The organism is Xanthomonas sp. 1678 (assembly GCF_031455575.1).
Classification (GTDB): Bacteria; Pseudomonadota; Gammaproteobacteria; order Xanthomonadales; family Xanthomonadaceae; genus Xanthomonas_A.
Genome location: NZ_JAVDSZ010000003.1, coordinates 1 through 14,710, shown reverse-complemented (window position 1 = coordinate 14,710; position 14,710 = coordinate 1). Strand labels below are relative to the sequence as shown.

The 14,710-nt window shown below is 69.8% G+C and carries 13 protein-coding genes; 6 read left to right on the top strand and 7 right to left on the bottom strand.

The window, feature by feature from the left end; translation table 11 throughout:
• The first annotated feature begins 477 nt into the window (after window positions 1-477).
• The 4 genes from eat to J2Y70_RS06245 all read left to right on the top strand — a co-directional run bounded on the left by eat (window position 478) and on the right by J2Y70_RS06245 (window position 4,776).
• Window positions 478-1,845 carry an ethanolamine permease gene (gene eat / locus J2Y70_RS06260; protein WP_309914776.1) on the top strand — a complete coding sequence of 456 codons (1,368 nt, stop codon included), beginning with the start codon at window positions 478-480 and terminating at the stop codon, window positions 1,843-1,845.
• Between the two features lie 49 nt (window positions 1,846-1,894).
• On the top strand, window positions 1,895-3,289 hold the full coding sequence (locus tag J2Y70_RS06255) for an ethanolamine ammonia-lyase subunit EutB (RefSeq protein ID WP_309914773.1): 1,395 nt from the start codon (window positions 1,895-1,897) through the stop codon (window positions 3,287-3,289).
• 10 nt (window positions 3,290-3,299) lie between these two features.
• Window positions 3,300-4,121: an ethanolamine ammonia-lyase subunit EutC gene (gene eutC / locus J2Y70_RS06250; protein ID WP_309914770.1), complete on the top strand. Its 822-nt coding sequence runs from the start codon at window positions 3,300-3,302 to the stop codon at window positions 4,119-4,121.
• 154 nt (window positions 4,122-4,275) lie between these two features.
• Window positions 4,276-4,776, top strand: coding sequence for a MarR family winged helix-turn-helix transcriptional regulator (locus tag J2Y70_RS06245; protein ID WP_263397949.1), 501 nt, complete (start codon window positions 4,276-4,278; stop codon window positions 4,774-4,776).
• 114 nt (window positions 4,777-4,890) lie between these two features.
• Here the strand turns inward: J2Y70_RS06245 and J2Y70_RS06240 are convergent, their stop codons facing one another.
• From J2Y70_RS06240 to efp, 7 genes are all read right to left on the bottom strand, one after another.
• A complete protein-coding gene (locus J2Y70_RS06240) occupies window positions 4,891-6,408 on the bottom strand; it encodes an FAD-dependent oxidoreductase (protein WP_309914766.1) in 1,518 nt (505 codons plus the stop codon).
• A gap of 744 nt (window positions 6,409-7,152) precedes the next feature.
• On the bottom strand, window positions 7,153-7,854 hold the full coding sequence (locus tag J2Y70_RS06235; protein WP_309914763.1) for a phytoene/squalene synthase family protein: 702 nt from the start codon (window positions 7,852-7,854) through the stop codon (window positions 7,153-7,155).
• Between the two features lie 22 nt (window positions 7,855-7,876).
• Complete coding sequence (locus J2Y70_RS06230; protein WP_309914760.1) at window positions 7,877-8,614, bottom strand: phosphoglycolate phosphatase; 738 nt, start codon at window positions 8,612-8,614, stop codon at window positions 7,877-7,879.
• 49 nt (window positions 8,615-8,663) lie between these two features.
• On the bottom strand, window positions 8,664-9,383 hold the full coding sequence (ubiG, locus tag J2Y70_RS06225) for a bifunctional 2-polyprenyl-6-hydroxyphenol methylase/3-demethylubiquinol 3-O-methyltransferase UbiG (RefSeq protein WP_309914756.1): 720 nt from the start codon (window positions 9,381-9,383) through the stop codon (window positions 8,664-8,666).
• Between the two features lie 55 nt (window positions 9,384-9,438).
• Window positions 9,439-10,773: a TRZ/ATZ family hydrolase gene (locus J2Y70_RS06220; protein WP_309914754.1), complete on the bottom strand. Its 1,335-nt coding sequence runs from the start codon at window positions 10,771-10,773 to the stop codon at window positions 9,439-9,441.
• 25 nt (window positions 10,774-10,798) lie between these two features.
• A complete protein-coding gene (locus tag J2Y70_RS06215; RefSeq protein ID WP_309914751.1) occupies window positions 10,799-11,449 on the bottom strand; it encodes a TMEM175 family protein in 651 nt (216 codons plus the stop codon).
• Window positions 11,450-11,607: 158 nt separating this feature from the next.
• Window positions 11,608-12,174, bottom strand: coding sequence for an elongation factor P (gene efp / locus J2Y70_RS06210; RefSeq protein ID WP_263397942.1), 567 nt, complete (start codon window positions 12,172-12,174; stop codon window positions 11,608-11,610).
• Window positions 12,175-12,275: 101 nt separating this feature from the next.
• On the opposite strand from efp, the gene epmB reads away from it, so the two are divergent.
• Together epmB and J2Y70_RS06200 are read left to right on the top strand one after the other, a co-directional pair.
• A complete protein-coding gene (epmB, locus tag J2Y70_RS06205) occupies window positions 12,276-13,307 on the top strand; it encodes an EF-P beta-lysylation protein EpmB (protein ID WP_309914746.1) in 1,032 nt (343 codons plus the stop codon).
• Window positions 13,308-13,565: 258 nt separating this feature from the next.
• Window positions 13,566-14,594, top strand: a complete 1,029-nt coding sequence (locus tag J2Y70_RS06200; RefSeq protein WP_309914743.1) for a glycoside hydrolase family 43 protein — start codon at window positions 13,566-13,568, stop codon at window positions 14,592-14,594.
• The last annotated feature ends 116 nt before the right edge of the window (window positions 14,595-14,710 follow it).

The following is a 14,710-nucleotide window of genomic DNA, read 5'->3' as shown; positions in this document are numbered from 1 at the left end:
TCGGCGCGCCGGGGGCTGGGCCACGCTGCGTACCCGGCGTCCAACTGCGCGCCTGGCGCCACGGCTCGCGCGCCGCCTGTCGATGGCGCGCAGGCGCCTGGGCACCGAACACGACGAACCGGCCGGACGCGCTTGCGCCCGCCCGGTACGGCGGCGACACGCGCCCGCTCATCGGCATGAATCCACTCGATCTTCCTCGTCCCGTCCGCGCCGAACACGGCGTAGCCCGTCCCCACCGGACTGACGGCCCCCCTGACCTCTGCGCCGAGCATAGCGCAGCCACCACCATCGATCGTATCCAAATGCGGCCGCGGGCCAGGCGCGCGACGCCATGCTGCTTTGCGGTATAACCGTTGGACGGCCAGCCTGCAGCGGCTGGCCCGGCGCCCGCAACGGCGCGCAATGCGCAATCGCAATCCCCGCGGCGGATCTCGCCGCGGCGTTCGCTCTCCCTCCCCCCGTCCAGGAGATGTGCGCATGACGATCGAAAAGCTCAAACCCACCCTCGGCACCCTGCACCTGTGGGGCATCGCCGTGGGCCTGGTGATCTCCGGCGAATACTTCGGCTGGAGCTATGGCTGGGGCGCCGCCGGCACGCTCGGCTTCCTGGTCACCACGGTGCTGGTGGCGGTGATGTACACCTGCTTCATCTTCAGCTTCACCGAACTGACCACCGCCATTCCCAACGCCGGTGGTCCGTTCGCCTACAGCCTGCGCGCATTCGGCACCGCCGGCGGGATGATCGCCGGCATCGCCACGCTGATCGAGTTCGTGTTCGCGCCGCCGGCGATCGCGATGGCGATCGGCGCCTACCTCAATGTGCAGTTCCCGACGCTGGACCCGCGCCTGGCCGCGGTCGGCGCCTACGCCATCTTCATGACCTTGAACATCCTCGGCGTCGGCATCGCCGCCACCTTCGAATTAATCGTCACCGTGCTGGCGGTGATCGAGCTGCTGGTGTTCATGGGGGTGGTCGCGCCGGGCTTCAGCGTGGCCAACTTCGCGCGCGGCGGCTGGGCCGGGTCGGACAGCTTCAGCCTGGCGGCGGTCGGCGGCATCTTCGCCGCGATTCCGTTCGCGATCTGGTTCTTCCTGGCGATCGAAGGTGCGGCGATGGCCGCCGAGGAGGCCAAGGACCCCAGGCGCACCATTCCGCGCGCCTACATCGCCGGCATCCTGACCCTGGTGACGCTGGCGTTCGGGGTGATGATCATGGCCGGCGGCGTCGGCGACTGGCGCACGCTGTCCAACATCAACGATCCGCTGCCGCAGGCGATGAAGGCGGTGGTCGGCAACGACTCGACCTGGCTGCACATGCTGGTGTGGATCGGCCTGTTCGGCTTGGTGGCCAGCTTCCACGGCATCATCCTGGGCTATTCGCGGCAGTTCTTCGCGCTGGCGCGCGCCGGCTTCCTGCCGCACGGCCTGGCCAAGCTGTCGCGCTTCCGCACCCCGCACCGCGCGATCCTGGCCGGCGGCGTGGTCGGGGTGGCGGCGATCTACAGCGACGGGCTGGTGCAGGTGCAGGGCATGTCGTTGACTGCGGCGATGATCACGATGTCGGTGTTCGGGGCGATCGTCATGTACATCATGAGCATGCTCAGCCTGTTCAAGCTGCGCCGCGCCGAGCCGCAGTTGCAACGCAGCTACCGCGCGCCGGGCTATCCGCTGGTGCCTGCCGTGGCGCTGCTGCTGGCGCTGGTGTGCCTGGCGGCGATGGTGTGGTTCAACGCGCTGCTGGCGCTGCTGTTCCTGGGCCTGATGCTGCTCGGTGCGGGCTGCTGCGCGCTGAGCCTGCGCCGCAGCGGCGGCGTCATCGCCGCCGAGGCCACCGGCGAGGCATGATCGAGAACACGGCGCCCGCCGCGCGCGGGCGCCTGCAGGAGGATCCGGCATGAGCGGTTTCGCACACAGCGTCGGCGGCCAGACCTGGCGCTTCGACGACCTCAAGGACCTGCTGGCCAAGGCCACGCCGGCGCGATCGGGCGATCGCCTGGCCGGGCTGGCCGCGGCCAGCGAGCCGCAGCGGGTCGCCGCGCAGATGGCGCTGGCAGACCTGCCGCTGCGGCATTTCCTGCACGAGGCGGTGATTCCCTACGAAGAGGACGAGGTGACCCGGCTGATCGTGGACAGCCACGACGCGGCTGCGTTCGCGCCGGTGGCGCACCTGACCGTCGGCGGCTTCCGCGACTGGCTGCTCGGCGAGGCGGCCGACGAGGCGGCGCTGGCCGCGCTGGCGCCGGGGCTGACCCCGGAGATGGCCGCGGCGGTCTGCAAGCTGATGCGGATCCAGGACCTGGTGCTGGTGGCGCAGAAGATCCGCGTGGTCACCGCGTTCCGCAACACGCTGGGGCTGCGCGGGCGGCTGTCGACGCGGCTGCAGCCCAACCACCCCACCGACGACCCGGCCGGCATCGCCGCCAGCGTGCTCGACGGGCTGCTGTACGCCAACGGCGACGCGGTGATCGGGATCAACCCGGCCAGCGACAACACCCGGACCATCTGCGAGTTGCTGAAGATGCTCGACGCGGTGATCGCCGGCTACGAGATCCCGACCCAGGCCTGCGTGCTCACCCACGTCACCACCGCCATCGAGGTCATCGAACGCGGAGTGCCGCTGGACCTGGTGTTCCAGTCCATCGCCGGCACGCAGAAGGCCAATGCCGGCTTCGGCATCGACCTGGCGCTGCTGCAGCAAGGCTACGAGGCCGGACTCAGCCTCAAGCGCGGCAGCGTCGGCGACAACGTGATGTATTTCGAGACTGGCCAGGGCAGCGCGCTGTCGGCCGACGCGCACCACGGCGTGGACCAGCAGACCTGCGAGGCGCGCGCCTACGCGGTGGCGCGGCGGTTCAAGCCGCTGCTGGTCAACACCGTGGTCGGCTTCATCGGCCCCGAGTACCTGTACGACGGCAAGCAGATCATCCGCGCCGGGCTGGAGGATCACTTCTGCGGCAAGCTGCTCGGCGTGCCGATGGGCTGCGACATCTGCTACACCAACCATGCCGAGGCCGACCAGGACGACATGGACGTGCTGCTGACCCTGCTCGGCGCCGCCGGCATCAACTTCATCATGGGTATCCCCGGCTCCGACGACGTGATGCTCAACTACCAGACCACCTCGTTCCACGATGCGCTGTACGCGCGCCAGGTGCTCGGGCTGCGCCCGGCGCCGGAATTCGAGGCCTGGCTGGAACGGCTGGACATCCTGCGCCTGGACAACGGCCGCTTCCGGCTCGGCGATGCGCCGCCGCCGGCGTTCCAGCGCGCGCTGGCGCAATTGGACTGAGGGACCGCGGATGCACGACGACAGCGACCGCCCCGCCCGCGCCGACCCCTGGCATGCGTTGCGCCGGCTGACGCCGGCGCGCATCGCACTCGGCCGCGCCGGTACCAGCCTGCCGACCGCCGCGCAGCTGGATTTCCAGTTCGCCCATGCGCAGGCGCGCGACGCGGTGCACCTGCGCTTCGATCACGCGGCGCTGCGCGCGGAACTGGCGCGGCGCGGCCGCGAGCCGCTGTTGCTGCGCAGCGCCGCCGACGATCGCCACGTCTACCTGCAGCGCCCCGATCTGGGCCGCCGGCTGAGCGAGGAATCGACCGACCAGCTGCGCGGCCACGCGGCGCTACAGCGCGCACCTGCCGACCTGGCAGTGATCGTCGCCGACGGCCTGTCGGCGCTGGCGGTGCACCGGCACGCTCTGCCGATGCTCGAGCGCATCGATGCGCTGGCCGCCGCCGAAGGCTGGTCGCTGGCGCCGGCGACGCTGGTCGAACAAGGCCGCGTGGCGATCGGCGACCAGATCGGCGAGCTCCTCGGCGTGCGCATGACGCTGATGCTGATCGGCGAACGTCCCGGACTGAGTTCGCCCGACAGCCTGGGCGCGTATTTCACCTACGCCCCGCGCATCGGCCTCACCGATGCCTGCCGCAACTGCATCTCCAATATCCGCGGCGAAGGCCTGAGCTATGCGCAGGCCGCACACAAGCTGGCCTATCTGATGCGCGAGGCCTGCCGGCGCCGGCTGTCCGGCGTGCAACTGAAGGACGAGGCGCAGGACGCAGCGCTGGGCCATGAGGGCGACGCGCCGCCAGCGGCGAATTTCCTGCTGCCGCGCTAGCCGTGCGGCGCGGCGCGCTCGCGCCATGATCGTTCGCGGCGACATTCGCGCATCACCGGTGCCACAACTGTGGCCGACATCTGGCATGGAACCGGCGGACATCGCGCCCGCGCACTGCATGTATATTGCACCCATTCCGCAAGAGTCCGCGCCAGTGCCGAAGAAAGCCGCCACGCCCCCCATCGACCTCGAGATCCAGATGCTGCATGGCGCGCTGATCGACCTGGTCGGCGTGATCAACCGGCCGCAGGGCGATGCGGCGATGGTCGAAGAAGCCGGCATTTCCCTGGACAGCACGTTGTTCCCGCTGCTGGTGGGCATCGCCCGCTTCGGCCCGATCGGCGTGGTCGAGCTGGCCGAGCGCTTTGGACGCGACTACACCACCGTCAGCCGCCAGGTGGCGAAGCTGCAGAAGCTCAAGTTGGTCACCCGGCGCGCGGCGCAGACCGACGCGCGCGTCAATGAGGCTTTGGTCACCGGCAAGGGCCGGGAGATGGTCGATGCGATCGACGCGGCACGCAAGCGCATCGTCAGCGCGATGCTCGCCGACTGGAGCGAGCAGGACGTACAGCGGCTGACGCTGCTGCTGCGGCGGCTGGCCGACAGCGCGCTGTTGTGGGAAGGCACTATCGCCCGCACGCGCGTGTCGGCGTAGCGCCAACGCCAGTGGTGGCCGGCACAGATCGCCGCCGGTGCCGCCACGATCGTCCGCATCGCCTGCGACTGGCGCTCGAACGCTGCCCTCGCCTGCGGGTGGCGCCGACAGCGATCAAGCCGCGTGCGCGTACGCCGCCAGACCCACCGCGCCGAGATACGCCTCCAGCCCCGCAGCCTCGTGCGCCGAGACGATGGCACCGACATGGCCATCGGGACGCACCAGCACCCAGTCGCCGGCCGCCAGGCCATACGCGGCGCGGAGATGCCCGGCATCGTCGACGATGTCGGCGTCCGGCCCCACCCGATGGACATGCAGGCCGGCGCGCGCGGGCGGCACCCACGCATCGCGTTCGACGTGGTAGCCGAGCAGTGTCCAATGCGGGCCCTGGAACAGCTCGAACAAACGCCGCGGTTGCCCACCCGCGCCGCGACACGGCGCGTCCGCCGCGCGGTCGCCGGCGCGGATGCCGCCATCGCGCGCCGGCCGCTCCAACGCCAGCGACGACCCGCGGTAGCCGATATCCAGCTGCTGCACCTCGCGACCGCGCCGCACCGGGCCGCTCGCCGACGCCTCCAGCAACCTGGTCGCCAGGCCCAGCATCTGCGCCGCGACCGGGCGGCGTTCTTCTTCGTAGCTGTCCAGCAGCGCCTGTGGCGCGCCGCCGAGCACCGCGGCGAGCTTCCAGCCGAGGTTGTAGGCGTCCTGGACGCTGGTGTTCAGGCCCTGTCCGCCCGTCGGCGGATGGGCGTGGGCGGCGTCGCCGGCGAGCAGCACGCGCCGATCGCGGTAACGCTCCGCCAACCGCGCCTGCATGTTGAACGCCGATGCCCAGCTGACCGAATCGACGACGATATCGCCGCGGCCGCTGCGGCTGACGATCATCTCGTTCAGCCCCTGCGCGCTGAGATCGACCTCGCCTTCCAGCGGGACCGGCGCCTGTAGCTGGAACAGCGGCGTGCCCATCAGCGGGCACAGCGACAACTGCGTCTGCATCGAGTCCTCGTTGAAGCGGTGCCAGGCATGCCGGTCCAGACCGCGCAGCATCAGGTCGGCGACGACGGCGCGCACGCCCAGGGTCTTGCCTTCGAAGCCGATGCCCAGCTCACGCCGCACGAAGCTGCGGCCGCCGTCGGCGCCGACCAGGTAACGCACGCGCACCGTTTCCTCGCCCTGCGCGCTGCGCAGTTGCGCGGTCACGCCGTCCGCATCCTGGGCGAAGCCGGTGAGTTCGCAGCCGAATTCCGGCCACCTGCCGAGTTCGGCCAGGCGCTCGCGCATCACCGCTTCGGTCAGGAACTGCGGCACCATCAGCGGGATTCGATACGGCTCGGCGGGAGTGGGCCCGTGCTGGTCCGCCAGCGCGGATTCGCGGTAGCTGCCGTCCTCGCGGTAGCTGCGCTGCGGCGGATAGACGCCACCGGCCGCCACCAGACGATCGACGATGCCCAGGTCCTCGAACACCTCCTGGCTGCGCGGCTGGATGCCCTTGCCGCGCGAACCGCGGAACGGCCCGTCCAGCTTGTCGATCAGCCGGAACGGCAGGTTGCGGCGGGCCAGGTCCAAGGCCAGGGTCAGGCCGGCGGCGCCGGCGCCCACGATCAGGATGTCGCTTGCGAAGTTCTGGGTCATTGCAATGTCCTTGCGGTGGCCGCCGTGATTTGGCGCGGAACGGCCTGTTAAGTGCAAAAAGCACGTTATTTTATAGATTCGGATAGAGCCAAGCGCGCTGGCGTGTCGCTCTGTGCTTTTATTTACGGTATCAACGGCTACAACAGCTGCCTCACGTGCATGATGGCACCAAATCTAAATATGTGCAAATTGCACTCATATTCTGAACGACAGCGGCGCCCGGCCGACCTGCCCGGTTGAATATGGAAGGACAGACGAAGCCGCATGAAAGCGCGCACGGCCCTGCACGGGCTCGGATCGGGTTGCAGGCGCCAACGGCGTTATCCGCAGTGCGGGCATCCCGCTCCATGCCCCGCCTCGGCATGGCGCTGCAGTGTCGCCGGGCGCACTACCCGCCCTGCGGCATGGACTTGCTGGCCCGGCGCAGGGCGCAGACGATCGCCACGTCCGCCCCAAGGCAGACGCCGGTATCTGGCATCACTGGACGGCGCGCGACCGCGGCGATTGCAAGCCACGCGCGCACCGATGACGGCCGGTCGGGCGTAGCTCGTTGGCCAGCTGGATTGCGCCGCCAGGCGAAACCTGCGGTCATGCGCCTGATCGCGCGCATCCACTGCGCAGGCTCGCGCTGCTACTCGCCGGCAGCGTCCGCACTTACTCCCACCGATCGGCTGCGGCAAGCGCGTGTGGCGACACCGAGCGGCACGCGCTCCGCCGCGGCGCCGCTCGATCCCTGCCCCGGCCTCAGCCCAGGCCGGCCCACCACGCGCGCCACAGCGAGGCCATCTGGCTCGGCGGCTTGCGCACGCCACGGGCCTGTTGCGCGATCCGCGCGCGCGCCAGCGCCGATACGATGCGCCGCGGCCGCGGCCCGTCCACGCGTCGCGGCCAGCGCTGCAGCAAGGCCTGCGCCCAGCGCTGTTGCGCCTGCGCATCGTCGCCGCCACGCAGCGACAGCGGCACCGCGGCGATGCCGGCGGCGGCCAGCCGCTGCGCCAAGACCTGCGTGGCCAGCGCGGACGCGGCATCGCGCTCGCCCTCGAACACCGTACGCTCGACCTGCGCGGCGGCCAGGGCGAACGCCTCCAGGCGCTCGTAGGCATGCGCCGGATCGGCCGCGGCCGCGCGCGAGGCGAGCAGGCCCGGCAAGGCCTCGGCCAGCTGCGCCCACGGCGCGGCCACCGGCTCCAGCACCCGCCCCAGCGGGTGCCGCGAGCGTTGCGCGGCCCAGCTGCGCAATTCCTCGCCCCACCAGGCTAGTTTGGCATCGGCCGGCAGCGGATCGCCGGCGATGTTGAGGATGTCGTCGAATTCCTGCAGCAGCGCGAACCAGGCCACGGCGCGCACGCGCTGCGTCGCGGGCACGAACGTTTCGGCCACCGCCCATTCCGGCCAGCGGCTGCGCCATTTGTCGAGGAAGGCATCCAGGGCGGAGGTGCTGCTCATGCGATCACGGGATTCCGGAAAGTCAGGGACGCTGCAGCGCGCCGGGCCAGGCGCTCGCATCGAACAGGTCGGACGGCGCGGCGACCAGCGCATCGGCGCGCCAGGCCAGCGGATCCTCGCCGTCCAGGCGATAGCCCCACAGCACCGCCACCGAGGCCATGCCGGCGGCACGCGCGGCGAGGATGTCGCGCTCGTCGTCGCCGACGTAGGCGACCTGCGCCGGCGCCAGGTCCAGGCGCTGTGCGGCGACCTGCAGCGGCAACGGGTGCGGCTTGCGCTCGGCCAGCGTGTCGCCGCCGATCAGCACCGCGCAACGCCGTTCCCAGCCCAGCTGCGGCAGGATCAGCCGCGCCAGGTATTCGGGCTTGTTGGTGACGATGCCCCACACGCAGCCGGCATCCTCCAGCCGCTGCAGCAACGTCGCGATGCCGTCGAACGGCTGCGAATGCCGGCCGATCAGGGTTTCGTACTGGCGCAGGAACTCGGGGATCAGCGCATCGCGCTCCGCGGCCGGCAACTCGGGAAAGGCCACACCCAGCATCGCCCGCGAGCCCTTGGACACCACCGGACGCAACTGTTCCAGGGTCAGCGCATCACGCCCGCGCTCGGCCAGCAGCGCATTGGCCGCAGCCAGCAGATCCGGCGCGCTGTCCAGCAGCGTGCCGTCCAGATCGAACAGCACCGCGCGCGGAAAATTCCGGGATGCCCCGGCCTGCAGCGGCTGGACATCGCGATCCTGGCTTCGGGAATCGGAAGGCATCACGCGCACGCACACATGCTGTTGCCAATCCTGAATCCCGAATCCCCAATCACGGCTTCACCGCACACGCCAGATAGTTCACCTCGGTGCGCGTGGACAGCCGCGCGCGGTTGCGCCACGGCTCGTAGGCCATGCCGCTGACGTCGTGCAGCTGCAGCTCGGCCTGGCGCAGCCATGCGGCCAGTTCGGCCGGCTTGATGAAGTCCTGGTAACGGTGGGTGCCGGTGGGCAGCAGCCGCGCCACGTACTCGGCGCCGACGATGGCCAGCGCGAACGCGGCCGGGGTGCGGTTGAGCGTGGACAGGAACAGCTGGCCGCCGGGCTTGAGCAGGGTCGCACAGGCACGCACAATCGCCGCCGGATCGGGCACGTGCTCGAGCATCTCCATGCAGGTGATCGCGTCGAAGCTGCCCGGCCGCTCGGCGGCGAGGTCCTCGACCGACTGCACGCGGTAGTCGACCTCCACGCCGGACTCGAGCTGGTGCAGCCGCGCCACCTTGACCAGCTCCGGAGCCAGGTCGATCGCGGTGACCTGCGCGCCCTCCTTGGCCAGCGCCTCGCTCAGCAGGCCGCCGCCGCAGCCCACGTCGAGCACGCTGGCGCCGCGCAGCGGCAGCCGGTCGGCGACGTAGCGCAGCCGCACCGGGTTCAGCGCGTGCAGCGGTTTCTGCGGGCCGTCGGCGTCCCACCAGCGGGTCGCCAGGGCACCAAACTTGTCCAGTTCGGCCTGGTCGAAGTTGACGGAGGCATTGGAAGCGGAAGCGGTCATGGCGGCATCTCGGGGGTTGGGCCGCGCGCGCAGCGCGGCACGGCAGTAGAGCGGATCAGGCGTGCACGCTGCGGATGCGTTCGCGCCATTGCCGCGCATTGGCGACCAGCGCACCCACGTCCATGTCCACCAGCACGCGCTGCTCCAGCTTGCGCTGGCCGGCGATCCACACATCGCTGACCTGCTGCCGGCCGGTCGCATAGACCAGCTGCGACAGCACGTTGTGCAGCGGCTGGGTCTCCAGCGCCGACAGGTCCACGCAGATCAGGTCGGCCTGCTTGCCGACCTCGATCGAGCCGATCTTCTCGCCGAAGCCGAGCGCGCGCGCGCCGCCCAGCGTGGCCGCGCGCAGCGTGCTGGCCGCGTCCAGCGCGGTGGCGTCGTTGGCCACCGCCTTGGCCAGGATCGCCGCGGTACGGTTCTCGCTGAACATGTCCAGGTCGTTGTTGCTGGCGCAGCCGTCGGTGCCGATCGCCAGGTTCACCCCCGCGCGCTGCAGCGCGCAGGCCGGGCAGAAGCCGGAGGCGAGCTTGAGGTTGGATTCGGGGCAATGCACCACGCTGACCCCGCGCTCGGCGCACAGGTGGATCTCCGCGTCGGTGAGCTGGGTCATGTGCACCGCGATCAGGCGGTCGTTGACCAGGCCGAGCCGGTCCAGCCGCGCCAGCGGGCGCTGACCGTACTGCTTGAGCGAGTCGGCGATTTCCTGCGCGGTCTCGTGGGTGTGCAGGTGCACCGGCACGTCGAGCTGGTCGGACAGCATCCGCACCCGCTCGAAGTTGGCGTCGTTGACCGTGTACGGCGCATGCGGGGCGAAGGCGATGCCGATCAGCGGATCGTCGCGCCACTGGTCGTGCACCTCGCAGGCGCGCTCGAAGTATTCGTCGGAGGTCTTGGCCCAGGCGGTCGGGAAATCGATGATCACCGTGCCCACCCGCGCGCGGAAGCCGTGCTGCTTGTACACCGCGGCCTGCACGTCGGCGAAGAAGTAGTTCTCGTTGGCGCAGGTGGTGCCGCCGCGCAGCATCTCGGCGATCGCCAGCGCGGTGCCGTCGGCGACGAACTCCGGGCCAATCACCGCGGTCTCCACCGGCCAGATGTGCTGCTGCAGCCACACCATCAGCGGCAGGTCGTCGGCGATGCCGCGCAGCAGCGTCATCGGGTTGTGGGTGTGCGCGTTGACCAGGCCCGGCAGCAGCGCCGCGTCCGGGCGCGACACGGTGCGCGCGGCGGAAAAGCGCGCGTGCGCCTCGGCGCGCGGCAACACCGCGACGATCTCGCTGCCGCGCACCGCCACCGCGTGATCCTCCAGCACCACCGCATGCGGCTCGATCGGGACCACGTAGCCGGCTTCGATCAGCAGGTCGCAGGATTCGGGAATGGAGGTCATCGCAAGTGCTCTGGAAAAGGAAGAATCAAGTCGCCGCGGCCGCCTGAAGAAGGATGCGCCGCCGGTATACGCGCATCACCACCCACTGCAGCACGAACACCGCCACGAAGCCCAGCCGCCCCAGCACCGGTGCGACCATCGCCAGCGGGATGCACAGCGCGAACACCACCGGCGCGATCGCCACGCGCAGCGTCATCGCCCTCGCCTGCAGCGCGCCCAGCCGCTGCACCAGGCCCTCCTTGCGCACCGCGTAGGCGTGCATCAGCAAGGCCGCCGCACCGATCGCGGCCAGGTGCGCGCAATACACCGCGAACGCCTGGTGGCTGCCGAAGTAGTCCGAATACAGCGCAGTTGAGAACGGCAGCAGGCCGATCAGCAGCAGCTGCAGCACGTTGAGCCAGATCAGCCGGTCGTCGAACTGGCGGATATGCCGGCACAGCTGCAGGTGCGACTTCCAGAACAGCGCGGTGACCAGGAAGCTCACCGCGAAGCCGATGAACAGCGGCAACATCCCGTGCAACGCGGCCAGGATGCCGCCGGCGGCCTCGACCTGGGCATGCCCCGGCACCTTGATCTCCACCGCCAGCAGGGTGATGGCGATGGCGAACACCGCATCGCTGAAGAACACGACCCGGTCGTGCGGGTACTTGGCGTCGGCGCTGTCGGCGTGGCTCATCGTCGCGGGATTTCCTGGAAACGGATCGGCCGCGATCGCGGTGCGGCGATTCGGCATTGCAGATACGTGGCGGCACGGCGACGCACGCGGCCGTGCGACGCCGGCCGCCGCCGCTGCCGGCAGGCGGCGCAGCGCCGCCGGCCGCGCAGGCGGTCGGCTTACTTGACGCGCGAGAAGTACTCGCCCGAACGGGTATCGACCTTGATGATTTCGTCCTGGCCGACGAACAGCGGCACCCGCACCACCGCGCCGGTTTCCAGCGTGGCCGGCTTGCCGCCGCCGCCGGAGGTGTCGCCGCGCACGCCCGGATCGGTCTCGACGATCTTCAGCTCGACGAAGTTCGGCGGGGTGACCTGGATCGGGGTGCCGTTCCACAGCGTCACCACGCAGTCTTCCTCGCCCTTGATCCACTTGGCCGCTTCGCCGACGCCGGCCTTGTCGGCCTGCACCTGCTCGAAGGTTTCCTGCTGCATGAAGTGCCAGTACTCGCCATCGGTGTACAGGTACTGCATGTTGGTATCGACCACGTCGGCCGCTTCCAGGCTGTCGGTCGCCTTCATGGTCAGTTCGACCACGCGCCCGGACTTGATGAAGCGGTACTTGATGCGGGTGAAGGCCTGGCCCTTGCCCGGCTTGACGTATTCGGTATCGGTGATGATCGCGGGCTCGCTGTTGACCAGGATCTTCATCCCGTTCTTGACGTCGTTCATGCCGTAGCTGGCCATCTGAAACTCCTCGGGTAAGGCAAACCCGCCGCGTTCGGCGGCCGGCCGGATAGAATGGGAAGCCCCGCCGCAACCGGCGGGCGCTCGTTTTATGACCGCATATGATAACCGCAGCCCCCCGCCCGATGCAGCCGTCCCCGTCCCCCACCGTATTGGCCCCGCCGCGCTGGCAGCAGCTGTGGCGCGATGCGTTGCGCGACCCGCATGAATTGCTGGCGCTGCTGGGACTGGACCCGCAGGCGCTCGGCGTCTCCGAACAGGCTGCGACGCAGTTCGCGTTGCGCGTGCCGCGCGGCTTCGTCGCGCGCATGCGCCATGGCGACCCGCACGATCCGCTGCTGCGCCAGGTGCTGCCGATCGACGCCGAACTGCGCCGGGTGCCGGGGTTCGCGCTGGACGCGGTCGGCGACGCCGCGGCGAAGAAGGCCGATGGGGTGATCCAGAAATACCGCGGCCGCGCGCTGCTGGTCGCCACCGGCAGCTGCGCGGTGCACTGCCGCTATTGCTTCCGCCGCCACTTCCCGTATGCCGAGGAAACCGCGGCGCGCGACGGCTGGCGCGAGGCGGTGGCGGCGATCGCCGCCGACCCGGACATCGACGAGGTGATCCTGTCCGGCGGCGATCCGCTGTCGCTGGCCACGCCCAAGCTGGCCGAGCTGACCGACGCGCTGGCGACCATTCCGCAGCTCAAGCGGCTGCGCATCCACAGCCGCCTGCCGGTGGTGCTGCCCGAGCGCGTCGATGCGCCGCTGCTGGCCTGGCTGCGCGCGCTGCCGTGGCCGCTGGCGTTCGTGATCCATGCCAACCATGCCAACGAATTCGACGCCGGGGTCGATGCGGCGCTGGCGCAGTTGCGCAGTACCGGCGCGCAACTGCTGAACCAGGCGGTGCTGCTGCGTGGGGTCAACGACAGCGTCGAGGCGCTGGCCGCCCTGAGCGAGCGCAGCTTCGCCGCCGGCGTGCTGCCGTACTACCTGCACCAGCTGGACCGGGTCGAGGGCGTGGCCCATTTCGAAGTGGACGACGCGACCGCGCGCGCGCTGCACCAGGCCCTGGCCGCGCGGCTGTCCGGCTATCTGGTGCCGAAGCTGGTGCGCGAGATTCCTGGCGATACGGGCAAGCGCGCGCTGTAGGCGCGGGCGCAGCGGTGGCTGCGCCGGGACCGGGGACCAGGGACCGGGCACCCGGAAAAGCAAAGCCGTGCGCTGAGGACGATCGCGACGCCATCGTTGGCAGCTCTATGCAAAATTAGAAAAGCCGCCATCCGCGTGGCTTTTTTCGGAATCTTGCAGCCTCGGGAACTCGCTGTTCCGGGTCCCTGGTCCCCGGTCCCCGGTCCCGGCTCCCAGTGAGTTAGCATCGCGATGCTAGCGCTACCAAAGGAGACCTCGATGAACGTCTTGACGATGACCTGGCGCCACCGGCAATGCCGTTTCGGACTCCTGGCGCTGCTTGCGGCGGCAGCAGCCGGCGCGGTTGCGGCCGAGCCCAAACCGGCCGCCGGCGCCAATCCGATCGTCCGCGACAAATTCACCGCCGATCCTGCGCCGCTGGTGGTCGGCGACACGCTGTATCTGTACGTCGGCCACGACGAGGCGCAGCGCGACGAGATGTTCACCATGCGCGAGTGGCTGGTCTATTCGACCAAGGACATGAAGACCTGGACCGCCCACGCCCCGATCATGCGCGTCAAGGATTTCAAGTGGGCCAAGCAGGACGCGTGGGCGTCGCAGGCCATCGAGAAGAACGGCAAGTTCTATTTCTACGCGGCGGTGGAGCACGACGCCACGCATCCGGGCAAGGCCATCGCGGTCGCGGTCGCGGACACGCCGACCGGCCCGTTCGTGGATGCGCGCGGCTCGGCCCTGATCACCAATGCGATGACGCCCAAGGGCACGCACAGCTGGGAAGACATCGACCCCACCGTGCTGACCGACGACGACGGCACCACCTGGATCGCCTGGGGCAATCGCCAGTGCTATCTGGCCAAGCTCAAGCCGAACATGATCGAGATCGACGGCCCGATCCGCGAGATCACCCCGCCGCATTTCGAGGAAGGCCCCTGGCTGCACAAGCGCGGCGATCTGTATTACCTCACCTACGCCTCGCTGGACCGGGACACGCAGCGCGACGAACACGTGTCCTATTCGACCGCGCCCGCTCTCACCGGGCCGTGGACGTATCGCGGCGAACTGACCGGCTCGGGCAAGTACAGCTTCACCATCCACCCGGGCATCGTGGAGTTCAAGGACCGCTGGTACCTGTTCCTGCACAACGCGACCCTGGCGATCGGCGACTTGAACGGCGCGATCGGCCGGCGTGCGGTGACGGTCGAATACCTGCATTACAACCCGGACGGGACCATGCAGCCGGTGCTGCAAACCGAGGCCGGAGTGTCGGTTCCAGACGTCGCGCGATGAGGCCTGATGCGAATAGCCAGGGCGATGCCGGCGATGTTGCCATCGCCTCTGTAGGAGCGGGGGGGGGCGCCCCCCGGCCGAAACCATACCGCCCGGGCCGCGGGTGACGCCCCCAC